This window comes from Streptomyces sp. NPDC054047 (assembly GCF_055585065.1).
On the sequence record NZ_JBVJKV010000006.1, the window covers coordinates 405,880 to 428,838 of the forward strand.

Consider the following 22,959-nt stretch of genomic DNA (forward strand, 5'->3'; position numbering starts at 1 on the left):
TCCGTATGTGGAGTACCTCCGTCAGCCCGGTGACCGATCACGGTCACCGGGCTGACGCCTGTTCGAGGGCCGCGGCTCAGCGGTCCGCGTAGACCATCCACACCTGGCCGGGCGCGAAGGGCATGCGCTCTCCGTCGGGGCGCGTGAACGTCGTGCCGCCCTCGGGACTCGACCGCTGCCAGCGGGTCTTGTACGCCTTGCCGCCCCGCAGGACGGTCGCCCGGCCGCTGCCGACCGTCTTGATGTACGGCGTCGCCGCGCCGTTGACGTCCTTGAAGCGCGACGGGGGCATGTCCACGTACTGGATCACGACCGTCTTCGCGCCGAGCCGCGCCCCCGAGGTGCTGCGGGCCGGGACCCCGTCGAACGAGGCGAGCCAGCGGCGCTCCTGGGACGACCAGCGGAAGGTGTGGCTGGCCGACGCGTAGCGCACGGTCCGCAGCGTGGCGGGCGAACCGCCCGCCGGGGCCGGGCCGAAGCGGAAGCCGATGTCGGTGGCGTGGTCGGCCTTCGGTGCCGAGCGCAGCACGGCCTTGGGGCGGACGAAGAGGTCGTGCGGGGCGGGGCGTCCGGCGCTGCGGAAGTAGGCGCCAGGCAGGCGGCCGTGCGAGCGGGCGTACAGCGGTGAGTTCCCGAGCACCTTGTTGAGCGAGCTGCGCACCCCCGAGTAGGCGAGGGCCGGGCGGCCGAACTGCCGCAGCAGCTCGATGTCGGACTCCCGGGCGCTGCGCACCGGGCCGACGGACTGGGGAAGGCGGCTGGAGTACACCCCCATCAGGCGGCTCATGCCGCCCTCGACCTTCTCCACGTACACGATGTCCGCCTGCGCGAGACCGGTGTGCGGCCGTGCCATGCGCGCGTTGTCGAACTTCACCGCGAGCACCGGGCCCTGATCCGCCGTCACTCCGGTGAAGGGGGACCGGTCGCGGGGCGGGGCGCCGGGGTCCGCGGTCGCGCTCTCGTGCGCGGCGCCCATGACGAGCGCGCCCACGGCGACCGTGGCAAGGAGTCTCGTGCCGATGCGGGTGCGGCGTCGGGCCCCGGCGGACCTTGCTGTCATCGCGGTTCTCCGTTCGTCCCCGAACGCGCGGTTCCGGGACCATTCGTTCCTGCAGTGGCAGCCGCAGTCCTTCCTCCGGGGCGGGCGCGATGAACCCGGTTAGGGCCATCCAGCCGCCAGGTCTCACCGCAGCGGCGTACGCGCCGGACCCTCCCGCGGGCCCGGCGCGCACCGCCGCCGTCAGGCGGTGTGCAGGGTCAGGCCGTACCGCCCGAGGATCTCGTTGACCGGCTGGTGCCAGGTCTCGCCGCCGCCGGAGCAGTTGCCCCAGCCGCCCGACGTGACGCCCTGGGCCTGGTCGCCGCTGATGAACGAGCCGCCTGAGTCGCCCGGTTCGGCGCAGACGCTGGTCTTGGTCATCTGGTGGACGGCGCCCTGGCTGTAGTTCACGGTCTCGTTCTTGGCGAGCACCTTGCCGCAGTGCCAGTGGGTGGTGGAACCCGAGCGGCAGATCGAGGCCCCGATGGGAGCCTCGGCCGAGCCGCGCACGAGCTGGTCGGAGACGGTGCCCCAGCCGAGGACCACCGGGACGGTCCACCAGCCGTTGCCCACGCTGACGTACGCGTAGTCGTTGCCGGGGAACGAGGAGCCCTGGAAGTTGCCGATGTTCGAGTTGTCCCAGCCGCGCACCGCGGCTCCCGTCTGCCCGCAGTGGCCCGCGGTGACGAACCCTCCGTGCACCGAGAAGCCGATGGAACAGCGGACGTTGCCGGTGTAGTACGGGTCGCCGCCCACGGTCCCCGCGGCGAAGGTGCTCGGCGCCTCGCCGACCGTCTCGACCTGGACGGGGCCCGCCTTCCGGGCCCGTTCGACGAACCGGCGGACATCGTTGTCGTCCTTCTGAGCGGCGACGACGTTCACCACGACGTTGTTGGTGCGCGGCGCCACGTGCCAGCTGCTGACGCCCTTGGGCGCGGGCAGGGCGTCGACGCGTTCCTTGGCGGCGTCCAGTTCCTTCGCGCTGTGGCGGACCACGCGGACGGTGGCGCCGGTCTCGCGCAGGGCGTCGGCCTTGCGCGCGCTGGTGGTGGCGACGGTCAGCTTCTCGGTGTCCGCGTCGTACCACGATCCGGCGTACGTCGACCCGGCCGCCCGCCGAGCGGCGCGGTCGACGCGGGTCGCGGTCTTCTCGGCGGCGAGGCGCTCGCGCGCCTGGCTCGCGGTGAGCCCGAGGTCGTCCTGGAGGGCGGTGAGCAGGCTCGCGGATGCGGGGGGAGCGGCGGGATCGGGGGCTGCGCTCGCGGGGGAGGTGAGCGATGCGCTCGCCCAGGTGCCGATCAGGAGCAAGGAGGAGCAGGCGATGCGGACCCCGGTTCTGCGTCTCATGGCAGTGCCCTTTCTGTCGTTCCATCGAGGTGGGGAGGAACAGGGTGATGAGAGCGCTCTCACGATGAGTTCAGGCGGAGCATAGAAGCGGCCCGGTAGTCATGTCCATACCAACTGGTCGCTCTCGGGCGGCAATTGGTGTCGGGAATCGGGGTGAGACGAAGACTGGGTACGGTGTACGCTTTTCCTTCCGCCCGGTTCAGGCCAAGGAGCATCAGTGACGGTCACCCCCGCCGACAGCCACAACGTGATTCAGGTGCGAGGCGCCCGCGAGAACAACTTGCGCGACGTCTCGCTCGACATTCCCAAGCGGCGGCTCACCGTCTTCACCGGAGTCTCCGGCTCCGGAAAGTCCTCGCTCGTCTTCGGCACCATCGCCGCCGAGTCGCAGCGGCTGATCAACGAGACGTACACCGCGTTCATCCAGTCGTTCATGCCGAGCCTGGGCCGCCCCGACGTGGACGGCCTGCGCAATCTCAGCGCGGCGATCGTCGTCGACCAGGAGCGGATGGGCGCCAACTCGCGCTCCACGGTGGGCACCGCCACCGACGCGTACACCATGCTCAGGATCATCTTCAGCCGCCTCGGCGTCCCGAACATCGGGACGTCGGGCGCCTTCAGCTTCAATCTGCCCGAAGGCATGTGCCCCGAGTGCGAGGGCACCGGCGAGGCCTCCACCGTCGACGTGGACCAGCTGGTGGACCGCGAGCTCTCGCTGAACGAGGGCGCGATCACCGTCCCGTACTACGCGGTGGACTCCTGGAGCTGGCAGATCATGGTCAACTCCGGCTTCCACGACCCCGACAAGAAGCTCAAGGACTTCACCGAGCAGGAGTGGGCCGACCTCCTGCACAAGGCGCCGGTCAAGGTGAAGGTGGGCTCGAACGGCTTCACGTACGAAGGCCTGGTGGCCAAGATGCAGCGGACCTGGCTGGCCAAGGACCGCGATTCCCTCCAGTCCCACATCAAGGCCTTCGTGGACCGCGCCGTCGTGTTCGCCCGCTGCACGGTCTGCGACGGCACGCGCCTTACCGAGGCCGCGCTGTCGTCGAGGATCGACGGCCTGAACATCGCCGACTGCTCGTCGATGCAGATCAGCGATCTGGCCGCGTTCGTCCGCGGGCTCGACGACCCCGCCGTCGCCCCGCTGGTCGCCGGCCTGCGCGAGCTGCTCGAATCGCTGGTCGAGATCGGGCTCGGCTATCTGAGCCTGGACCGCACATCGGGTTCGCTCTCCGGCGGCGAGGCCCAGCGCGTGAAGATGGTCCGCCACCTCGGCTCCAGCATCACCGACGTGACGTACGTCTTCGACGAGCCGACCATCGGCCTGCACCCGCACGACATCCGCCGCATGAACGACCTGCTCCTGCGGCTGCGCGACAAGGGCAACACGGTGCTCGTGGTGGAGCACAAGCCCGAGGTCATCGCGATCGCCGACCACGTGGTCGACCTCGGCCCCGGGGCCGGTACGGCGGGCGGCGAGATCTGCTTCACCGGAGACGTGGCCGGGCTCCGCGCCTCCGGAACACTGACCGGCCGGCACCTGGAGCACCGGGCCCGGCTGCGCGAGCAGGTGCGCGTGCCCAAGGGGCAGCTGTCCATCAAGGGCGCCGATCTGCACAACCTCAAGGACGTCGAGGTCGACATACCGCTCGGGGTGCTCGCCGTGGTCACCGGCGTCGCGGGCTCCGGCAAGAGCTCGCTGATCCACGGCTATCTCTCCGGGCGCGACGGCGTCGTGGTGGCCGACCAGTCGCCGATCCGCGGCTCGCGCCGCTCGAACCCGGCGACCTACACCGGACTGCTCGGCCCGATCCGCACCGCCTTCGCCAAGGCCAACGGCGTCAAGGCGGCACTGTTCAGCGCGAACTCGGAGGGCGCCTGCCCCAAGTGCAACGGCATCGGGCTGATCTACACCGACCTGGCGATGATGCCCGGCGTGGCGTCCGTCTGCGAGGAGTGCGCGGGGGAGCGCTTCACGGCCGAGGTCCTCACCTACCGGCTGCGCGGCAAGAACATCAGCGAGGTCCTGGGGATGTCGATCGCCGAGGCGCACGACTTCTTCCCCTCGGGCCAGGCGCACACCATCCTCGGCCGCCTCAGCGATGTCGGGCTCGGCTATCTGCGGCTCGGCCAGCCGCTCAACACCCTCTCCGGCGGCGAGCGCCAGCGGCTCAAGCTCGCCATCCACATGGCCGAGAAGTCATCGACGTACGTCCTGGACGAGCCGACCACCGGCCTGCACCTGGCCGACGTGGACAAGCTGCTCGCGCTGCTCGACCGGCTCGTCGACGACGGCAACTCGGTGGTCGTCATCGAGCACCACCAGGCGGTGATGGCGCACGCCGACTGGATCATCGACATCGGCCCCGGCGGCGGCCACGACGGCGGGCAGGTGGTGTTCACCGGTACGCCCGCGTCCCTGGTGACCGACGGGCGGACCGTGACGGCGCAGCATCTGCGGGAGTACGTCGCGGGCTGAGGGCAGCTCGGCGGCCACAAGCCGATCGTGTTCGGACGGGGTGTCCGCGTAGGGTGCGTGAATGAGCATGCTGGATGACGCCCGCGCGGGCATGAACCCTGAGATCCGGCCGCAGGACGACCTGTTCGGCCACGTCAACGGTCACTGGCTGGAGACCGAGCGAATCCCCGAGGATCGCTCCAGCTGGGGCCCCTTCGTACAGCTGGTCGACACGGCCGAGGAACAAGTGAAGGTGATCATCCAGGAGCTGGCGTCGGACGGCGCCGGCTCGGATGACGCGCGCAAGATCGCCACCCTGTACGCGTCGTTCATGGACGAGGAGGCGATCGCCGCCCGCGGGCTCGCCCCCGCGCAGCCCCTGATCGACGCCGTCGCGGGGCTGCGGGACACCCGGGAGCTCGCGGCGTTCCTCGGCCGCTTCGAGCGGATCGGCGGCTCCGGTCTCTTCGGCAGCTACATCGACTCGGACGACCGCGACTCCGACCGCTACCTCTTCAACATCCTCCAGGGCGGAATCGGCCTGCCGGACGAGTCGTACTACCGCGACGAGAAGTTCGCCGAGATCCGCGAGAAGTACGTCGCCCACCTCACCGAACTGCTCACGCTCGGGCAGCACGCCTCGCCCGCCGAGGCCGCACAGAGCGTCCTCGCCCTGGAGACCCGCCTCGCCGCGGGACACTGGGAGCGGGCCGAGACGCGTGACGTGCAGAAGACCTACAACCTCACGACCCTGCACGAACTGATCACCCTGGCGCCACACTTCGACTGGCGCGCCTTCGCCGAAGGGCTCGGCGGCTCCGAGGCCACCATCGCCGAGACGTGCGTCCGCCAGCCGTCCTACCTCCGCCACCTGTCCGCGGTCCTCGACGAGGTGCCGATCGAGCAGTGGCGCGACTGGGCGATGGTCCGGGTCCTCCGCTCCTGCGCGCCCTACCTCACGGACGCGTTCGTCCGGAACAACTTCGAGTTCTACGGCCGCACCCTCAACGGCACCCCGGAGCTGCGCGCCCGGTGGAAGCGGGCGGTCGCCTTCGTCGAGGGCTCCATCGGCGAGGCCGTCGGCAAGGAGTACGTGGCGCGGCACTTCCCGCCGAGCTCCAAGGCGATGATGGACGACCTCGTCGCCAACCTCCTCGAGGCCTACCGCCAGTCGATCGCCCGCCTCGACTGGATGACGGACGAGACGAAGGAGCGCGCGTACGAGAAGCTCGCCACGTTCCGCCCCAAGATCGGCTACCCGGACACCTTCCGCGACTACTCGGCCCTGGAGGTCTCCACCGACGACCTGCTCGGCAACGCGCACGCGGCGGCCGCCTTCGAGTCCGATCGGCAGCTCGCCAAGATCGGCGCGCCGGTCGACCGCGACGAGTGGTTCATGCTGCCGCAGACGGTCAACGCGTACTACAACCCGGGCACCAACGAGATCTGCTTCCCCGCGGGCATCCTGCAGAAGCCGTTCTTCTCGCCCGACGCCGACCCCGCCGAGAACTACGGCGGCATCGGCTCGGTCATCGGCCACGAGATCGGCCACGGCTTCGACGACCAGGGCGCGCAGTACGACGGCGCGGGCAACCTCAACGACTGGTGGACCGCGGCCGACAAGACCGCGTTCGAGGCGAAGTCGAAGGCGCTGGTCAAGCAGTACGACGCCTTCTCGCCGCGCAATCTGCCCGGTGAGTTCGTCAACGGCTCGCTCACGGTGGGCGAGAACATCGGCGACCTGGGCGGCCTGACCATCGGGCACACGGCGTACAAGATCGCGCTGAACGGCGAGCCGATGCCCACGAGCGAGGGCACGACCGGCTCCCAGCGGCTGTTCATGAACTGGGCCTACTGCTGGCGCACCAAGCGCCGCAAGGAGCAGGAGCAGCAGTACCTCACGATCGACCCGCACTCGCCGCCCGAGTTCCGGGCCAACATCGTCCGGAACCTCGACGAGTTCCACGAGGCGTTCGGGACGGCGGAGGGCGACGGTCTCTGGCTCGACCGGGCGGAGCGCGTCCGGATCTGGTGAACGCCCGGCGGTCGCGGCCCTGTTGCCGCGGCCGCCGGTCATTCCTGCTCTGTCGGCCGCTGATCGTCGGATCCTGACAGAAGCATTGACGTGCCCTTCGCCGCACTCCTACTTTCTTGGTCGGTAATCCGAACTGTGTCCGGTATATCGAACATCAATGAGTCGGAATGAGGCACCATGGGCCCTGCACCCGCCAGACGAGCCGTCCTCCGTGCCGCAGCTCTCGCGGCGGCGGCGCCGGTGATCCCGTCCCTCGCGGCAGGCAGGGCGGGAGCGGCTCCGCGATCCGTGGTGCGGGCGGGTGCGCGGGCCGCCACCCCTTCGAGCTGGACGGCGCAGCCGTTCGCGCTGAAGGACGTGGCGCTGCGCAAGGGCGTCTTCGCCGCCAAGCGGGCCCTGATGCTCGACCACGGCCGGGGCTACGACGTGGACCGGCTGCTCCAGGTGTTCCGCGCCAACGCGGGCCTCTCCACCCGGGGCGCGGTGGCCCCCGGCGGGTGGGAGGGCCTTGACGGCGAGGCGAACGGGAACCTCCGGGGCCACTACACCGGCCACTTCCTCACCATGCTCGCCCAGGCCTACGGCAGCACGGGCGAGAAGGCGTACGCCGACAAGATCCGCTCCATGGTCGAGGCGCTGACACAGGTGCGGGAAGCCCTCCGCCACGACCCGAACGTCCTCAGCGTCCCCGGCAGGTTCGGCACCGCCGCGGAGAACGTCCGCGGCTCCTGCCAGTACGTCGATCTCCCCTCCGGCGTCCTCGGCGGCGCCACGGACGTGACCCTCTCGGCCTGGGTGAAGCCGACCCACGACGCCGCCTGGACCCGCATCCTGGACTGCGGCAACGACGCGAGCCGCTACCTCTACCTCGCCGCCCGCACCTCGGAAGGAGTCCCGCGCTTCGCCATCACGTCCAACGGACCGGGCGGCGAGCAGGGCATCAACGGCACCGCACCGCTGGCCCTGGACGAGTGGAGCCACGTGGCCGTGACGATCCGGGGCGCCACCGGCACGCTCTACGTCAACGGCACCGCGGTCGCGGCGAACACCGCGATGACCCTCCATCCGGCCGCCCTCGGCTCCCTGAAGAACAACTGGCTCGGCCGCTCCCACTTCGCGGCCGACCCCGTCTTCGCCGGAGTGTTCGACGAGGTCAACCTCTGGTCGCGGGCGCTGACCGCCGGCGAGATCGCCGGACTTCAGGAGGTGCCTGCCGCCGGGTCACCGGCCGGAGCGGGGGACTTGGCCTCGTACGCCTTCGACGAGACCAGTGGTGCCTCCTTCGCCGACGGCTCCGGCCGCGGGCGGCGCGCCACCTTGCGGCGCACCTGGGGCGGACCGAGCCACCCGGGGTTCCTCGCGGCGTACCCCGAGACGCAGTTCATCGCCCTGGAGTCGATGACCAGCGGCGACTACACCGTCGTGTGGGCGCCGTACTACACCGCGCACAAGATTCTGCGGGGCGTCCTCGACGCGTACCTCCACACGGACGACCCCCGGGCGCTCGACCTGGCGTCGGGCCTGTGCGACTGGATGCACTCCCGCCTGTCCAAACTGCCCGCGAGCACCCGGCAGCGCATGTGGGGCATCTTCTCCAGCGGCGAGTTCGGCGGCATCGTCGAGGCGATCTGCGACCTGTACGCCATCACCGGCAAGGCCGAACACCTCGCTCTGGCCCGCCTCTTCGACCTCGACAAGCTCATCGACGCGTGCGCCGCGGGCGACGACATCCTCGACGGGCTGCACGCCAACCAGCACATCCCCATCTTCACCGGACTCCTGCGGCTGTACGACGAGACGGGCGAGCGGCGCTATTTCACCGCCGCGAAGAACTTCTGGGGCATGGTCGTCCCCACCCGCATGTACGGCATCGGGGGCACCAGCACCGGAGAGTTCTGGAAGGCGCCCGGCGTCATCGCGGGCACACTGAGCGACACCACCGCCGAGACCTGCTGCGCGTACAACCTGCTCAAGCTCAGCCGGGCGCTGTTCCTGCACGAGCAGGACCCCGCGTACATGGACTACTACGAACGGGCCCTGTACAACCAGGTCCTGGGCTCGAAGCAGGACGAGGCCGACGCGGAGAAGCCGCTCGTCACGTACTTCATCGGCCTGCTTCCGGGCCATGTACGCGACTACACGCCCAAGGCGGGAACGACCTGCTGCGAGGGCACCGGCATGGAGAGCGCCACCAAGTACCAGGACTCGGTCTACTTCCAGAAAGCCGACGGATCGGCCCTGTACGTCAACCTCTACAGCCCTTCCACACTGACCTGGAGGGAGAAGGGTGTCACGGTCACGCAGGCCACCGACTACCCGAGGGAACAGGGCGCGACGCTCACGGTCCGGGGCTCCGCGGCCGCCTTCGACCTGCGGCTGCGCGTACCGGCGTGGGCGAGCGACGGCTTCGCCGTGACCGTAAACGGCAGCAGGGTGAAGGCCGATCCGGCTCCGGGGAGCTACTTGTCGGTCTCCCGCACCTGGCGCGACGGGGACACCGTCCGGGTCTCGATCCCCTTCCGGCTGCGGGTGGAGAAGACCCTCGACAAGCCGGAGATCCAGGCCCTGTTCTACGGACCGGTCCATCTCGTGGCCCGCGACAGCGCCAGGACCTACCTCCGGTTCGGCCTCTACCGCAACGCCGCACTCTCCGGCGACCTGCTGCCCACCCTCACGCCGGTCACCGGCCGGCCGCTGCACTACACGCTCGACGGCATCCGTCTCGCCCCCTTCTCCGAAGGCACGAAGGACCCGACACACGCCTACTTCCAGCGGTCCCAACGGACGGTGGTCTTCGGCACGACCGACTCCGGCGTCACCAACCCGACGGGCCCGGGCGGCACGACGCTCCTCGACGCGATCTGGTCGGCAGCTCCCTTCAGGAACAAGAGCGCGCTGGTCAAGCACGCCCAGACGACCGTGGACTCCTGGGTGGGCGCAGGCCGGCTGAGCGCGGCGGAGGGCAGGAAGGTGGTGCGCACGGCACGGGAGGCGTCCTACGCGCGGTGACCACAGGGGCGAGGGTGGTTGGCATAGAAGGCCGGGTGCTCGTGGAGGCGGCGTACGTAGGTACGCACGTGGGGGTACGGGGAGGTGGCCTCCGTCGCTTCCGGGGCGCGGTGGACGAGCGTTGTCCACAAGTCGACGTCCGCCGAGGTGAGTTCGTCGCCCACGAGGTAGGAGTGGGAGGCCAGGCGGTGGTCGAGGCGGTCCAGCGTCGCGGGGGTGAGCGGGGCGGCGAGGAGTTCGTGCCAGGCGTCGATCCTTGTCACCAGGGCCGGTGGGCGCAGGGCGAGCAGCGGGCCGTTGCCGTGCGCGGCGAGGCGGTCGGTGAGGTCGCCCAGGATGTCGGGCGTGTGGTTGCTGACGACGTGCCCGCTCCATCGGTCGCACAGTGCGGGGACGGTCAGCGGGCCGTCGAAGTGGTGCTCGGTGGCCTCGTAGCAGCGGTGCAGCTCTTCGAGCGCCGCCGGGGCGGTGTCCGGTGTCAGGAGCGTGGTCGTGACCGCGTCCCTGAGTCCGAGGAGGTCGAGCGTGATCGAGACGCGCAGGGAGCGGGGACATTCCGCCGAGAGGTACAGGTGGTAGCGGTGGGGGGCCGAATAGAAGCCGCCCGCCAGGGCGGCGCCGATGCGGCTGCGGATCGGTGGGGGACAGACGCCGCTCGGGGAGCGGGAATCCTCCGGGGAAGGCGTGCGGGAACGGTGCGACGCAGTGATCTCGGGCATGGCTCTCCAGACAGCTGAGGGGGCGCGCCGACCGGGCCGTGCGCACGGCGCCGGGGGCGTCTCTTCCGCGTGACGTCAGAGCGCTGGAATCGACGCGCTGCACACGCGCAGCAGGTCGATGTGCAGACGCCTGGTCAGGACGCGGGGGCGGGGCCGGGGCGCGGACAGGAGGGGCCGCTGGGTGCTGCCGCTCTCACCAACCGCCCTGGTCATGTCCACCAGCCTTGCCGTCGAGGCCCGTTGTGTCCGGGAAAACGTGACCGTCCCCGGAAGTCTGGGCGCGGGGGCCCGGCGCCGTCAAGAAGGCCCAGGCAACTCCGGGCGGAACTCCTGGCGCCGGAGCGGAACAGAAGGAGTGGCCCGGCGGTTGTCCCTGACGGGGACGGAGGGCGAGGCGCGTCCGGCGATGTGAGCACGCCCATGATCCACGGGCATTGCGCACCGCAACGGCCTCACGTAACGTCCCGAGCAGGTTATGAGCGTCAGCGTCAAGCCCTGGCTTGCTGACCGGCAACCCTCCCTCGCGGCGGGGTGCTCCAGGTGAGGACCAGGCGGTGCCCGTATCCAGGGCTCCGCAAGCGCGAGACCGGCGAGGCCCCGGGGCCCGCCGAGCCGGAAAGGGTGGAGGTGACGGACGTGCCACGTGCGTCAGCTGTGTCGTCCGAGCCCACGCCGCCCAAGCCGTCCGCGCCGTCCGCGCCGTCCATGTCGCCCGTGTCCTTCGTGCCGCGCGTCCCGGTGATCGCCCCGAGCCGCCAGGTGCATCTGTACTCCCGGCCGCACATCGACCTGCAGCGCGTCGCCGGCGCGCTCTGTCGTTCCTGACCCGTCACCCCGCCGCCGCACCCTCGGAACCGAGGGGCCGGTGTTCTCGTACGGTCGATCAGGAAGGCACACCTTTCGTGTCGTCATCACCTTCACCCTCATCTTCGCTGCCCTCTTCCGCTCCTTCCGCTCCCTCCGCCGGGCTGCACCTCGCCGTCGCGCTCGACGGCGCGGGCTGGCACCCGGCCGCCTGGCGAGAACCGGACGCCCGCCCAAGGGAGTTGCTCACCGCCCGGTACTGGGCCGACCTCGTCACCGAGGCCGAACGCGGCCTGCTCGACTTCGTGACGATCGAGGACGCGCTCGGGCTCCAGTCCTCGCATTTCACCGAGCCCGACGGACGCACGGATCAGGTGCGAGGCAGGCTCGACGCCGTCCTCATCGCCGCCCGTGTCGCCCCGCTGACCAGCCATATCGGGCTGGTGCCGACCGTGGTGGCCACGCACACCGAGCCCTTCCACATCTCCAAGGCGATCGCCACGCTCGACTACGTCAGTGAGGGCCGCGCCGGTGTACGGGTGCAGGTGTCCGCACGCCGCAACGAGGCCGCGCACTTCGGGCGCCGCACGCTTCCCGCCCTCGAAGCCGTCGAGGACCTCGGCAGGCCGGACGTACGGGAATTGACCTTCGACCTCTTCGACGAGGCGGCCGACCACATCGAGGCCGTGCGCCGGCTCTGGGACAGCTGGGAGGACGACGCGGAGATCCGGGACGCCGCCACCGGCCGCTTCATCGACCGCGACAAGCTGCACTACATCGACTTCGAGTCCAAGCACTTCAGCGTCAAGGGCCCCTCGATCACACCCCGGCCGCCGCAGGGGCGTCCCGTCGTCAGCGCGCTCGCCCACGAGACCCCGACCGAAGCGCCGTTCCGGCTGCTCGGCCGTTCCGCCGACATCGGATACGTCACCCCGCGCGACGCCGGGCACGCACGCGCCGTCGTCACGGCGGTCCGCGCCGAACAGGACGCGGCCGGGCGCTCCGACGAGCCCCTGCACCTCTTCGGCGACCTGGTGGTGTTCCTCGACGACGACCCGGCCGCCGCCGTGGCCCGACGGGATCGTCTGGACGCCCTCGCCGGTCACCCGTACACCAGCGACGCACGGGTGTTCACGGGCACGCCCGCCCAACTGGCGGACCTGCTGCAGGAGTTGCATCAGGCCGGGCTGAGCGGATTCCGGCTGCGCCCCGCCGGCGTCGGCCACGACCTCCCGGCGATCACCCGGGGCCTGGTGCCCGAGCTCCAGCGCCGCGGCGCGTTCCGCCGCGCGTACGAGGCCGACACCCTGCGCGGTCTGCTGGGCCTCACCCGCCCCGCAAGCCGTTACGCCGCCGCTGCCTCCGCCACCGCCTGACCCGGAAGGAAGGAACCCCGTCATGAGCAGGACACAGGGCGAGCGGGACAAGCCGCTCAAGCAGATCCACCTCGCGGCCCACTTCCCCGGCGTCAACAACACCACCGTGTGGAGCGACCCGGAGGCCGGCAGCCACATCGAGTTCAGCTCCTTCGCGCACTTCGCGCGGACCGCCGAACGCGCCAAGTTCGACTTCCTGTTCCTCGCCGAGGGACTGCGGCTGCGCGAACAGGGCGGAAAAATATACGACTTGGACGTCGTCGGACGGCCCGACACCTTCACGGTCCTGAGCGCGCTGGCCGCCGTCACCGAACACCTCGGCCTGACCGGCACCATCAACTCCACCTTCAACGAGCCCTACGAAGTGGCCCGCCAGTTCGCCAGCCTGGACCACCTGTCGGGCGGGCGCGCCGCGTGGAACGTGGTGACCTCCTGGGACGCCTTCACCGGAGAGAACTTCCGCCGCGGCGGATTCCTCCCGCAGGAGGAGCGGTACTCCAGGGCGAAGGAATTCCTCGGCACGGCGAACGAGTTGTTCGACTCCTGGAGCGGGGACGAGATCGTCGCCGACCAGGAGTCCGGCACCTTCCTGCGCGACGCCCAGGCAGGGGCCTTCGTCCACCAGGGCCAACACTTCGACATCCACGGGCAGTTCAACGTCCCGCGCAGCCCGCAGGGCCGACCGGTCGTCTTCCAGGCCGGTGACTCGGAGGAGGGGCGCGAGTTCGCGGCGGCGGGCGCGGACGCGATCTTCAGCCGGTACAGCACGCTGAAGGAGGGCCAGGAGTTCTACACGGACGTCAAGGGCCGCCTGGCCCGCCACGGCCGCACCCACGACCAGCTCCTCATCCTGCCCGCCGCGACCTTCGTCCTCGGGGATACGGACGCCGATGCGGAGGAACTCTCCCGCGAGGTGCGGCGCAAGCAGGTCAGCGGCGCGACCGCGATCAAGCACCTGGAGTTCGTCTGGAACCGCGACCTCTCCGCGTACGACCCCGAAGGCCCGCTGCCCGACATCGACCCGGACATCGGCGAGCACACCATCGCCCGAGGCCGCGCCCAGGTGCGGATGTACCGCGATCCGCTGGCCGTCGCGCGGGAGTGGCGCGAGCTCGCGGCCGCGAACAAGTGGTCCATCCGTGACCTCGTCATCGAGACCGGCAACCGCCAGTCCTTCGTCGGCTCCCCGGCCACCGTCGCCGAGACGATCAACTCCTTCGTCCAGGCCGACGCGTCCGACGGATTCATCCTCGTCCCGCACATCACCCCCGGCGGTCTCGACGCCTTCGCCGACACCGTGGTGCCGCTGCTCCAGGAGCGCGGCGTGTTCCGCACGGAGTACGAGGGCGCCACCCTGCGCGACCACCTCGGCCTGGCCCACCCCGACGCCGGGGCGCGCACGGCCCCCGAGGCGCGCCTGCCCGAGCCCGTCTCCGCCGACCACTGAGAGGACCACCCACCATGCCCGCCATCCCTCTCGGCGTCCTCGACCTGGTGCCGATCTCGACCGGCTCCACGGCGGCCGGGGCGCTGCACAACTCCATCGACCTGGCCCGGCAGACCGAGCGTTTCGGCTACGCCCGCTACTGGTTCGCCGAGCACCACCTCAACCCGGGCGTGGCCGGCACCTCGCCCGCGGTCGTCCTCGCCCTCACCGCCGCCGCGACCTCGACGATCCGGCTCGGGGCAGGCGCCGTACAGCTCGGCCACCGCACCGCTCTGTCCACGGTCGAGGAGTTCGGCCTGATCGACGCGCTGCACCCCGGGCGCCTCGACCTGGGCCTCGGCCGCTCCGGTGGCCGACCGCCCGGAGCGTCCGGCGCCGCGCCGCCGACCGCGACCCCCGTGGTCGACGGCCGCGCCCCCAATGGGCTGCGCATCCCGCCGCGGTTCTCGTACGAGCATCTGCTCGGCTCGCCCCGTGTCGCCCTGCAGCGCAAGCTGCTCCAGCAGCCGCACGCCGAGGCGCAGGACTACGGCGAGCAGATCGACGACATCCTGGCGCTGCTCGCCGGAACCTACCGGTCGGCGGACGGCGTCGAAGCGCATGTCGTGCCCGGCGAGGGCGCCGACATCCAGGTGTGGATCCTGGGCAGCAGCGGCGGCCAGAGCGCGGACGTCGCGGGCCGCAACGGCCTGCCCTTCGCGGCGAACTACCACGTCAGCCCCGGCACGGTGCTGGAGGCCGCGGAGGGCTACCGCGCCGCGTTCAAACCCTCCGAGGTACTCGACAAGCCCTACGTCACCGTCTCCGCGGACGTCGTCGTGGCCGAGGACGACGAGACCGCACGGGAACTGGCCGCGGGCTACGGCCCGTGGGTGCGCAGCATCCGCACCGCCGAGGGCGCCATCCAGTACCCCACGCCGGAAGAAGCGCGCCGGCACGTGTGGACCGACGCGGACCGTGCGCTGGTGGAGGACCGCACCGAAACCCAGTTCACCGGCTCCCCGGGCCGCGTCGCCGACCTCCTGGAACAGCTCCAGGAGGCCACGGGCGCCGACGAGTTGCTCATCACCACCATCACCCACGGCCACGCCGACCGGGTGCGCTCCTACGAGCTGCTCGCCCAGGAGTGGCGGCGCAGGGGGTGAGGTGTCCGTCCGCCGGGCGGCGCCGCCCGGCGGACGGACACAGGTCAGCCGATGGGCCAGCAGTTGTACGCGTTGTAGTTGACGCCGTTGCAGCCGAACCACTTGCCGTAGAGGCAGGGGCCGATGTCGTGCCAGTAGCCGTAACAGCACGCCATGCAGGTGAAGCCCCCGCTTCCGTCGCTCACACAGGCTGAGCTGCCGTCCACGCACGCGGCCTGGGCCTGGGGCGTGCCCTGCGGAGGTGTGCCCTGAGGGGAGACGCCCCAGGTGAGGGGGGTCACCGCCGGGCCTTGGACTCCTGGGCCCTGTGACCGGGGCCGGCGGGGCGGCTGCGGCTGGACCTGCGGGTGGGCCTGCGGTCCCTGCGGTGGTGGCTGGGTGTGCGCCGGTGCTCCGCACGGCGAGGGTGCGGGCGCGGCGCCGACGCGCGCGTAGTGGGCCAGCAGTGCGGCCAGGACGGTGTGTTCGGGGGAGTCGGAGTCCTTGAGCGTGAGCTGGACGAGGCTGTGGGTGTGGTCGTCGCAGGGCACCTGGCGCAGGAGGTCCACCTGGTCGATGAGGCCGACGGGGATCGTCGTCCAGTCCTGACACGTCGTGCCGGGAGCGAACTGGACGCTGTCCGCGCTCTCTTCGGACTTCTTGACCATCCCGACGATCGCGGTCTTCTCGCGGACCGTGTCCGCCGTGAGTGCTTGAAGGAATTCCTCGCCGCTGAACGACCTGGGCATGTGTCTCCTCTCGGCGCCGCGCGGGCGCAAACCGGTGCCACGGGTGCCACGAGATTCGCGCGCTCCACGAGGGCGGCACAACGGAGGTGGAGGCGATCAGTCCGGATAGGTGAACTCGATCCGTGCGCCGGGGCGTTGAGCCGCGGCGGCGCGCCGGGGGAGGAGGGATCGCGCACCGGGGAGCGCGGCGCCTTCGTGCGCCCGCGGCGGCCGGCCCCTAACCGCTCCGGCCCCCGAGCACGATCGTGCGGGCGATGTCCAGGGTGAGGCGCTGCCACGGGTCCTGAGGGTCGCGCGAGGTGATGTCGCGGACGCGGCGCAGGCGGTAGCGCACGGACTGGGGGTGGAGGTGCAGCTCGCGGGCCGCCGCGTTGGCCGATCCGGTGTCGATGTACGCGGTGAGGGCTTCCAGGAGGTGGCGCTGGGCGGGTTCGACGAGCGGGCCGAGGACGATGCGGCCGATCTGGTCGGGGCTGACCACGGGGTGGCCCGCGAGCAGCGCCAGGACGTGCGCGTCGGCGTCGGTGAGGACCCGGTCGGCGTGGTGGGCGTGCGGGGGAGCGGTGTCCAGGGCGCCCGCGGCGAGGCGGTGGGCGACCGCGACGCGGTCCAGGCTCTCGCCCGAGATCACGCAGCCGCGCCAGGCGTGCCGGCGCAGGACCTCCGGCGCGGCGTCGGCGGACGTGGCCGGAAGGAGCAGTACGGCACGCGAACCGTGGGTCGTCGCCAGTGACGTGCCGTGGCTCCCGCCGCCACCGAGGGCCGTGAGCAGCGCGGTCGACGTGGGGAGGGAGATGTCGGACGAGCCGTTCTCCAGGGCCCTGGCGTCCACCGGCTGCGCCACCAACAGGCAGTAGCGCTCCGGGAGGTGGACGCCCAGGCGCGATGCCCTGGCGCTGAGCGCGCCCAGCGACGCATGGCGGCCCGCGATCAGGTCGTCGAGCAGCAGCTGAAGCGATCTGTCGCGGTCGCCCGTGAGGCGCTCACTGGTGGCCGCGTACGCCGTCGTCATCTCCTCGGAGATGGTGTCCATGGCGGTGAGCAGCAGCTGTGCGAGCGCGAAGGCGTCCTTCGCGGACAGCTGTGGCGCGCGGGCGGCGACCTCGTCCGCGAGGACCGCGGCCGCGACCCGGTAGGCGCGCAGCACGGCCTGCAGGGGGCGGCCGTCCGCGGCGCGCGCCGCCGCGATCCCGCGGAAGCGCCGCAGCTCCCCGTCGCCGATCGCGCCGTCCGTCACCCAGTGGTCCAGGAGCCGGTCCGTCGCCCAGGCCGCGATGGCCCGCACCTCGGGGAACCTGCCGCCGTCGAGCGCCGTGTACGCCGGAACCTGCTCGTGCACCGCCTCGACGACCGCCTCGACGAGGCGGGAATCGGCCAGGAGTTCCTGGCGGACGCGCTCCCGCTTGTTTGTCACAGGGTGATAGTGCCATCGGAAAAGGGTGCGTACGACCATGGACGGGGCTTGTCACAGTGGCAAGGATCGTCGGACAGGTAGTGCAGTCGCACGCAGTCTCACGGACACCGGACGGGACCCACCACATGACGAAGCCGAACTGGGCGGACTTCCAGTACGAGATCTATCTCAACGGCATGACCGGCGCCGTACCCCGCCTGCCCACCGACCTGACCCGCCTCGAGGAGCTGACCGAACAGCGCCTCGGACCAGGGCCCGTCGGCTATGTCTCCGGCAGTGCGGGCAACGGCAGCACCGCCCGCGCCAACCGCGAGGCGCTGGAGCGGCGCCGGATCGTGCCGCGCATGCTGCGCGACGTGCACGAACGCGATCTGTCCGTGGAGGTGCTCGGCCACCGGCTGCCCGCGCCGCTCGCCCTGGCCCCGATCGGCGTCCTGTCGATCATGCACCCGGACGGCGAGTCCGCCGCCGCCCGCGCGGCCGCGGCCCGCGGCGTCCCGTACATCCTGTCCTCGGCGTCCAGCACCCCCATGGAGCAGGTCGCCAAGGAGATGGGGGACGCGCAGCGGTGGTTCCAGCTGTACTGGGCCAAGGACCGCGACGTCACCAAGAGCTTCCTGGACCGGGCCAAGGCCTCGGGCTTCACGGCGCTGGTCGTCACGCTCGACACCCCGCTCCTGGCCTGGCGGCCCCGCGACCTCGACCAGGCGTATCTGCCCTTCCTGCACGGCGTGGGCACCGCCAACTACTTCAGTGACCCGGCGTTCCGGGCGGGCCTGGCCAAGCCGGTGCACGAGGACCCGAACGCGGCCGTGATGCACTTCGTCGGCATGTTCGCCGACCCCGCGAAGACCTGGCCGGACCTGGCGTTCCTGCGCGAGAACTGGGACGGTCCGATCGTGCTCAAGGGCATCCTGCACCCGGACGACGCACGCCGCGCCGCCGACGCCGGCATGGACGGGGTGGTGGTCTCCAACCACGGGGGCCGCCAGGTCGCGGGCTCCGTCGCGGCGGCCGACGCCCTGCCGCGTGTCGTGGAGGCGGTCGGCGACCGGCTCTCCGTCCTGTTCGACAGCGGCATCCGCACCGGTGACGACATCTTCAAGGCGCTCGCGCTGGGCGCCGAGGCCGTCCTGGTGGGACGCCCGTACGCCTACGGGCTCGGCCTCGACGGACAGGCGGGTGTCGACCACGTCATCCGCTGTCTGCTCGCCGAACTCGACCTGACCCTGGCGCTGTCCGGGCACGCCGGGCCCGCCACCCTCACCCCCGACGACCTGATCGAGGAGACCGCATGACCGCCCTGAAGAACGTCCTCGCCATCGTCTCGCCCCACGTGGGCGGCCGCGCGGCGGGCGGCGCCCTCGCCGGGCTGCTCCCCGACTCGGCGCACGTGACCGTCGTCGAGTCGGCCGGCGAGGACCCGGCCGCCCTGCGCGAGGCACACATCATCATCACCGGTCTCGCGCCGGTCACCGCCGAGCACATCGCAGCCGCCCCGGACCTGGAAGTCGTCCAGTGCGCCAGCCACGGCTTCGACTACGTCGACCTGGACGCGGCCCGTGAACGCGGCGTCCACGTCTGCTCGATCGGCTCCAGCGGCGCCGAGAAGCAGAACGTCGCCGAGCAGACCTTCGCCCTCATGCTGGCCCTCGCCAAACAGCTCATCCCGGCGCACACCGCCCTCACCGAGGCCGACTGGGCGCTGCCCCGGCTCCAGCAGTCCATCACCGAGCTCTCCGGCAAGACGCTCGGCATCGTGGGACTGGGCCACATCGGCGAGGAAGTCGCCCGCCGCGCGGTCGTGTTCGACATGACCATCGTCTATGCGGGCCCCAGGCCGGCGGCAGCGGAGACGGAGGCCCGCCTCGGCGGCGCGCGCCACGTCGAACTCGACGAGCTCCTGCGTACGTCCGACTACGTCAGCCTGCACGCCCCGCTCACCGACGACACCCGCCACCTCCTGGACGCCGAACGACTCGCGCTCCTGAAGCCGACGGCCTTCGTCATCAACACGTCGCGCGGCGCGCTCATCGACCAGGACGCCCTGGCCGACGCGCTGACGGCCGGCACGCTCGCCGGAGCGGGCATCGACGTCTTCGACCCCGAACCGCCCACCGCCGCCCTGCGCCTGCTCAAGGCGCCGAACGTGGTGCTGTCCCCGCACGTCGCGGGCGTCACGCGCGAGACGCTGGTGCGCATCGGTCTCGCGGCGATCCAGAACGTCGTCGGCCACCTGGAGGGCAAGCCGCTGGGCGACGTCGTGTCCTGACGCCCGGCCGGGTGGGGCGGCGGCACCGGGCCGCTGCCCCACCGACGGACCGTGACCTACCAGATCGCTCCGACCCACTCGGGATGGTCGACGAACGGGTTGCGGTTGTGCTGGAACTGGTCGTAGATGGCCTGGTTGCGGTTCTTCTCGAACGTGTCCGGCGGGTCCTCGTCGTTCCACTGCTTCAGCACGGAAAGCCGCCCGATGGCGGGGGCGCTGCCGTTGGAGACCTTGTCGTTGGGCTCCAGGTCGGCGAAGCCGTCCTCGCCGTCGTAGCGCACGGCCATGTAGAGGATCATCCGCGCCACGTCGCCCTTGACGGCGTCACGGGGCTCGAAGGAGTCGGAGTCGGTGTTGTTGCCCGGCGCCTCGCCGACCGCGCTGCCACCGTTGTCGAAGTCCTTGTTGCCGCGGGTGCTGTTGACCGACACGTCCTCCGGGCGCAGGTGGTGGATGTCGGTCCCCGGCCCTGTCGCGGTGCCGAAGTCGCCGTGGGACTTGGCCCACACGTGCTCACGGTTCCACTGGTCGGGGTCGCCGCCGTTGCTGTCCTTGCTCTGCGAGCGGCCGGTGTAGAGGAGGATCACGTTGGCACTGTTGGCCGGGTCCTGGTCGGTGACCTTCAGGGCGTCCCAGACCTGGTCGTACGACAGCTTGGTCTGGTCGCTGATGATCGTGTGCAGGGCGCTCTTGAGCTCCGGACCGGTCTTGCCGAGAGCGTCCTTGTAGTACGTGTCGTCGTAGGCGCCCGCGGGTGCCGCGGCCGGCGTGGGGGCCGTGGTCGCGGCGTCGGCGGCGGCCGGGACGGTGATCCCGACGAGAAGCGCGGCGGCCGTCATGGCCAGCGGTTTCCAGCGACGTATGTGAGGGACGGGCATGTGAGGGGTGTCCTCTCCCGGAGGCTCACGCACCGCGGATCCCTCCAACAGGAGCCGCGTTCTACGCGAGTTGACAAGTGGGCCAACGGGAGAGTGGCACGGGTGGGCGCATCACTGTATGAACGTTGTGCGTCGAATCTGTGACGATGTCATGGACGCGACATACGGGCCCAAGTGGTCTACAGGGGGCGCACGGTGAGGATCTGCTGCGCGTGTCCGACGGGGCCGGTGACGTCGTGCAGGACGGTGCTGGTGATGCCCTGGCCGGTGGGTCCGAACGTCACCGTGGTGTCGAGGCCGGTCCAGTTTCCCTCGGGCTGCCGGTGCAGGTGGACCGTGAGGTCGACGTTCGGGAACATCCAGGCGGTGGGGGACTGGCGTACGGCGATGCCGTTGGCCGTGTCGACCAGCGCGATGTAGGACGCCAGCGGGCTCGCGCTCTGCCCGGCGACGAGGTCGAGGCCGGTGGAGATCCACGCCGTCGTGCGGCCCGGCTGCGGGGGCGCAAGCGGGCGGACGTCCAGGGACGCGATGTACCCGCCGGGCCACACGGAGGCCATCGGCCAGGGCGTCAGCGCCTCGGGAGGAGCGAGCCGGTCCGCGCCGCCGCCCGCCACGGCGCTGGTGTCGGCGGAGCTGAGGAGCCAGGCGCGGGCACGCACCACCGGACGGTCGGCCATGAGCACGACGGCTTCGAGGAGTTCGATGGTGCGGCCCGGCCGGATGGTCTCCACCCGGATCTCGCACTCGTCGAGGGCCAGGCGCCCGAGGATGTCGAAGCTGATCCGGGACAGGACGAGGCCGCTGTCCGGCCGGTCGGCCAGATGGCGGTCGATGGCATGGACGACGAGACCGCCGAGCGGGCTGAAGTGCTGTTCGGCGGTGTCCCAGGCGCCGCCCGCGTGGAGCGTGGGCTTGTAGCGGTGCTCGTCGATGGGCTCGTAGTAACTGCCGGTCTTCACGGGGTGCTTACCTCTCGGCCTTGCGGGTGCGGGACGCCTCGTCGGTAAGCAAAGATCGTACGGGTGGTCAGTTCAGCCCGTTGAGGTAGTGCTCCCCGATGTCGCGAAGGCGGTGCGCGGCGGAGCTGTGGGCCGTCAGGGCGCGGGCGTTGCGCCAGAAGCGGTCGAGCCCGGGGTCGGTCGAAGGGGAGGGCGCGTCGGCGGTGAGTTCGAGGACGCGGGTGGTGATGTGCAGGGCGGACTGGGTGGTGACCGCTTCGGCCGCGCCCACCAGGAACGCGATGTCGGCACGCTCGTCGGCGCCGAGCGCGGGCCCCGCCGCCAGGCCCCGGGCCAGCGCCTCCGTCGCGCGTTCCACCACCGAGGCGGCGCTGTGCGCGGCCGTCGCCAACTCCCCGTAGGCGAGCAGCAGGTAGGGGTCGGTGGGCGGCGGCCCGCAGTCCCCGCCGGTGGTGAGAGCGGCCGTCGGGGCGGGGCGCGGCAGGGCGCGGCTGATGTCGCGCGCCTCGGTCAGGGCGCCCTCCGCGTTGCCCAGGCCGACCTGGACGAGCAGGAGGCGGCGGGTCAGCGGCGCGAGTGCGGTGAACGGCGAGATCTCGTGCTCGTCCACGGGGACCGTGCCGAGCACCTGGTGCGCGGCCACCGGCACGTCGTCGTAGCTGACGGCGCCCGCGCCGCTGAGGCGTTGGCCGAGCAGGTCGTGCGCGGGTTCGGCGCTGATGCCGGGGTGGGCCGGGTCCACATGGACGACGACCCATTCGCCGTTGTCCGTGCGCCGCGCGGTGTGGACGAGCCGGTCCGCGACGGCGACGCCCGCGGTCAGTGCCCTGCGGCCGTGCAGGACGTACCCGTCGGCGGTCGGGGTGAGCGCGAGGCCGGTGCCTGTCTGCGCGTCCGGCAGCTCGATGTCACCGCCCCAGAGCCACTGCTCGTGCACGGCGCGCAGTTCGAGCGCTGCGGCGTCCTCGGGCGCGGCGAAGAGGCGCGGACTCCACGACAGGGCGTGGTGGTGTGCGAGGAGTTCGGCGATGGAGCTGTCCGCCGCCGCGATCTCCCGGACCGCCGTACACGCCGTGCGCCAGTCGCTGCCCCGGCCGCCTGCGCTGTCCTGTCCCGACGGCGTCAGGAGCGCGGGCAGGCCCGCCTCGCGCAGCCGCGAGACCTCGTCGAACGGGGGCTTGCCCGCCCGGTCGCGCAGGTCCGCGTCGACGGCGAGGTCGTCGGCGAGTTCCCGGACGACGCGCGGCGAGGCGGAGGGGATCAGCGTTGTCACGGGGACGCCTCACAGATTCCTAGTTTCCCTACCTGATTGATAGGAATAGT

Annotated in this window: 18 protein-coding genes and 1 riboswitch; of the genes, 9 read left to right on the forward strand and 9 right to left on the reverse strand. The window is 71.3% G+C overall.

The features are described 5' to 3' along the window. Window positions 1-76 precede the first annotated feature (76 nt). Both ACZ6ZP_RS24265 and ACZ6ZP_RS24270 read right to left on the reverse strand, forming a co-directional pair. The gene (locus tag ACZ6ZP_RS24265; protein WP_361470948.1) at window positions 77-1,060 is read right to left on the reverse strand and encodes a DUF3048 domain-containing protein; all 984 of its coding nucleotides are present in this window, start codon (window positions 1,058-1,060) and stop codon (window positions 77-79) included. Window positions 1,061-1,240: 180 nt separating this feature from the next. Next, the gene (locus tag ACZ6ZP_RS24270; RefSeq protein WP_399980946.1) at window positions 1,241-2,386 is read right to left on the reverse strand and encodes a S1 family peptidase; all 1,146 of its coding nucleotides are present in this window, start codon (window positions 2,384-2,386) and stop codon (window positions 1,241-1,243) included. Between the two features lie 217 nt (window positions 2,387-2,603). On the opposite strand from ACZ6ZP_RS24270, the gene ACZ6ZP_RS24275 reads away from it, so the two are divergent. The 3 genes from ACZ6ZP_RS24275 (at window position 2,604) to ACZ6ZP_RS24285 (ending at window position 9,891) form a co-directional block, all read left to right on the forward strand. Beyond that, window positions 2,604-4,868 carry an excinuclease ABC subunit UvrA gene (locus tag ACZ6ZP_RS24275; RefSeq protein WP_351164397.1) on the forward strand — a complete coding sequence of 755 codons (2,265 nt, stop codon included), beginning with the start codon at window positions 2,604-2,606 and terminating at the stop codon, window positions 4,866-4,868. Between the two features lie 61 nt (window positions 4,869-4,929). Next, the gene (locus ACZ6ZP_RS24280; protein ID WP_351164398.1) at window positions 4,930-6,882 is read left to right on the forward strand and encodes a M13 family metallopeptidase; all 1,953 of its coding nucleotides are present in this window, start codon (window positions 4,930-4,932) and stop codon (window positions 6,880-6,882) included. Between the two features lie 177 nt (window positions 6,883-7,059). After that, entirely contained in the window at window positions 7,060-9,891 is a 2,832-nt protein-coding gene (locus ACZ6ZP_RS24285) for a beta-L-arabinofuranosidase domain-containing protein (RefSeq protein WP_469408331.1), read from the forward strand. On the opposite strand, the gene ACZ6ZP_RS24290 is transcribed toward ACZ6ZP_RS24285, so the two are convergent. Beyond that, window positions 9,879-10,610: a glutathione S-transferase family protein gene (locus ACZ6ZP_RS24290; RefSeq protein WP_366464763.1), complete on the reverse strand. Its 732-nt coding sequence runs from the start codon at window positions 10,608-10,610 to the stop codon at window positions 9,879-9,881. The two genes, ACZ6ZP_RS24285 and ACZ6ZP_RS24290, sit on opposite strands and share 13 nt — an antisense overlap. 75 nt (window positions 10,611-10,685) lie before the next feature. Next, window positions 10,686-10,823, reverse strand: a complete 138-nt coding sequence (locus ACZ6ZP_RS24295; protein WP_351164401.1) for a hypothetical protein — start codon at window positions 10,821-10,823, stop codon at window positions 10,686-10,688. A 258-nt stretch (window positions 10,824-11,081) separates the two neighbouring features. Beyond that, window positions 11,082-11,197: riboswitch (SAM riboswitch) on the forward strand. A 49-nt stretch (window positions 11,198-11,246) separates the two neighbouring features. Between ACZ6ZP_RS24295 and ACZ6ZP_RS24300 the strand changes: the two genes are divergently transcribed. The 4 genes from ACZ6ZP_RS24300 (at window position 11,247) to ACZ6ZP_RS24315 (ending at window position 15,382) form a co-directional block, all read left to right on the forward strand. Then, window positions 11,247-11,435, forward strand: a complete 189-nt coding sequence (locus ACZ6ZP_RS24300; protein WP_361470957.1) for a putative leader peptide — start codon at window positions 11,247-11,249, stop codon at window positions 11,433-11,435. 77 nt (window positions 11,436-11,512) lie between these two features. Next, window positions 11,513-12,790, forward strand: coding sequence for an LLM class flavin-dependent oxidoreductase (locus ACZ6ZP_RS24305; protein WP_399980956.1), 1,278 nt, complete (start codon window positions 11,513-11,515; stop codon window positions 12,788-12,790). Between the two features lie 22 nt (window positions 12,791-12,812). Next, window positions 12,813-14,237, forward strand: a complete 1,425-nt coding sequence (locus tag ACZ6ZP_RS24310) for an NtaA/DmoA family FMN-dependent monooxygenase (protein ID WP_469408334.1) — start codon at window positions 12,813-12,815, stop codon at window positions 14,235-14,237. A gap of 14 nt (window positions 14,238-14,251) precedes the next feature. Then, window positions 14,252-15,382: an LLM class flavin-dependent oxidoreductase gene (locus ACZ6ZP_RS24315; RefSeq protein ID WP_469408337.1), complete on the forward strand. Its 1,131-nt coding sequence runs from the start codon at window positions 14,252-14,254 to the stop codon at window positions 15,380-15,382. Between the two features lie 44 nt (window positions 15,383-15,426). Here ACZ6ZP_RS24315 and ACZ6ZP_RS24320 read toward each other — a convergent pair whose 3' ends face one another. Continuing rightward, entirely contained in the window at window positions 15,427-16,110 is a 684-nt protein-coding gene (locus ACZ6ZP_RS24320; protein ID WP_468615946.1) for a hypothetical protein, read from the reverse strand. A gap of 217 nt (window positions 16,111-16,327) precedes the next feature. Then, window positions 16,328-17,524 (reverse strand): PucR family transcriptional regulator, encoded by a 1,197-nt coding sequence (locus ACZ6ZP_RS24325; RefSeq protein ID WP_469408338.1) that lies wholly within the window; start codon window positions 17,522-17,524, stop codon window positions 16,328-16,330. A 125-nt stretch (window positions 17,525-17,649) separates the two neighbouring features. Between ACZ6ZP_RS24325 and ACZ6ZP_RS24330 the strand changes: the two genes are divergently transcribed. Both ACZ6ZP_RS24330 and ACZ6ZP_RS24335 read left to right on the forward strand, forming a co-directional pair. Next, the gene (locus ACZ6ZP_RS24330; protein ID WP_399980968.1) at window positions 17,650-18,822 is read left to right on the forward strand and encodes a lactate 2-monooxygenase; all 1,173 of its coding nucleotides are present in this window, start codon (window positions 17,650-17,652) and stop codon (window positions 18,820-18,822) included. After that, window positions 18,819-19,796: a 2-hydroxyacid dehydrogenase gene (locus ACZ6ZP_RS24335; RefSeq protein ID WP_399980971.1), complete on the forward strand. Its 978-nt coding sequence runs from the start codon at window positions 18,819-18,821 to the stop codon at window positions 19,794-19,796. The genes ACZ6ZP_RS24330 and ACZ6ZP_RS24335 overlap by 4 nt, the downstream gene beginning before the upstream one ends. Window positions 19,797-19,852: 56 nt before the next feature. Here the strand turns inward: ACZ6ZP_RS24335 and ACZ6ZP_RS24340 are convergent, their stop codons facing one another. The 3 genes from ACZ6ZP_RS24340 to ACZ6ZP_RS24350 all read right to left on the reverse strand — a co-directional run bounded on the left by ACZ6ZP_RS24340 (window position 19,853) and on the right by ACZ6ZP_RS24350 (window position 22,909). Then, window positions 19,853-20,674 carry an endonuclease I family protein gene (locus tag ACZ6ZP_RS24340; protein ID WP_366465025.1) on the reverse strand — a complete coding sequence of 274 codons (822 nt, stop codon included), beginning with the start codon at window positions 20,672-20,674 and terminating at the stop codon, window positions 19,853-19,855. 179 nt (window positions 20,675-20,853) lie between these two features. Continuing rightward, entirely contained in the window at window positions 20,854-21,636 is a 783-nt protein-coding gene (locus tag ACZ6ZP_RS24345) for a thioesterase family protein (protein WP_351164417.1), read from the reverse strand. Between the two features lie 67 nt (window positions 21,637-21,703). After that, window positions 21,704-22,909: an acyl-CoA dehydrogenase family protein gene (locus ACZ6ZP_RS24350; RefSeq protein ID WP_469408341.1), complete on the reverse strand. Its 1,206-nt coding sequence runs from the start codon at window positions 22,907-22,909 to the stop codon at window positions 21,704-21,706. Window positions 22,910-22,959 lie beyond the last annotated feature (50 nt).

Bases quoted from the DNA above. Each gene is read 5' to 3' on its own strand.
- ACZ6ZP_RS24310 (WP_469408334.1), top strand. From the start codon at position 12,813: ATGAGCAGGACACAGGGCGAGCGGGACAAGCCGCTCAAGCAGATCCAC.
- ACZ6ZP_RS24295 (WP_351164401.1), bottom strand. From the start codon at position 10,823: ATGACCAGGGCGGTTGGTGAGAGCGGCAGCACCCAGCGGCCCCTCCTG.
- ACZ6ZP_RS24270 (WP_399980946.1), bottom strand. From the start codon at position 2,386: ATGAGACGCAGAACCGGGGTCCGCATCGCCTGCTCCTCCTTGCTCCTG.
- ACZ6ZP_RS24315 (WP_469408337.1), top strand. From the start codon at position 14,252: ATGCCCGCCATCCCTCTCGGCGTCCTCGACCTGGTGCCGATCTCGACC.
- ACZ6ZP_RS24330 (WP_399980968.1), top strand. From the start codon at position 17,650: ATGACGAAGCCGAACTGGGCGGACTTCCAGTACGAGATCTATCTCAAC.
- ACZ6ZP_RS24265 (WP_361470948.1), bottom strand. From the start codon at position 1,060: ATGACAGCAAGGTCCGCCGGGGCCCGACGCCGCACCCGCATCGGCACG.
- ACZ6ZP_RS24320 (WP_468615946.1), bottom strand. From the start codon at position 16,110: ATGCCCAGGTCGTTCAGCGGCGAGGAATTCCTTCAAGCACTCACGGCG.
- ACZ6ZP_RS24280 (WP_351164398.1), top strand. From the start codon at position 4,930: ATGAGCATGCTGGATGACGCCCGCGCGGGCATGAACCCTGAGATCCGG.
- ACZ6ZP_RS24285 (WP_469408331.1), top strand. From the start codon at position 7,060: ATGGGCCCTGCACCCGCCAGACGAGCCGTCCTCCGTGCCGCAGCTCTC.
- ACZ6ZP_RS24340 (WP_366465025.1), bottom strand. From the start codon at position 20,674: ATGCCCGTCCCTCACATACGTCGCTGGAAACCGCTGGCCATGACGGCC.
- ACZ6ZP_RS24290 (WP_366464763.1), bottom strand. From the start codon at position 10,610: ATGCCCGAGATCACTGCGTCGCACCGTTCCCGCACGCCTTCCCCGGAG.
- ACZ6ZP_RS24335 (WP_399980971.1), top strand. From the start codon at position 18,819: ATGACCGCCCTGAAGAACGTCCTCGCCATCGTCTCGCCCCACGTGGGC.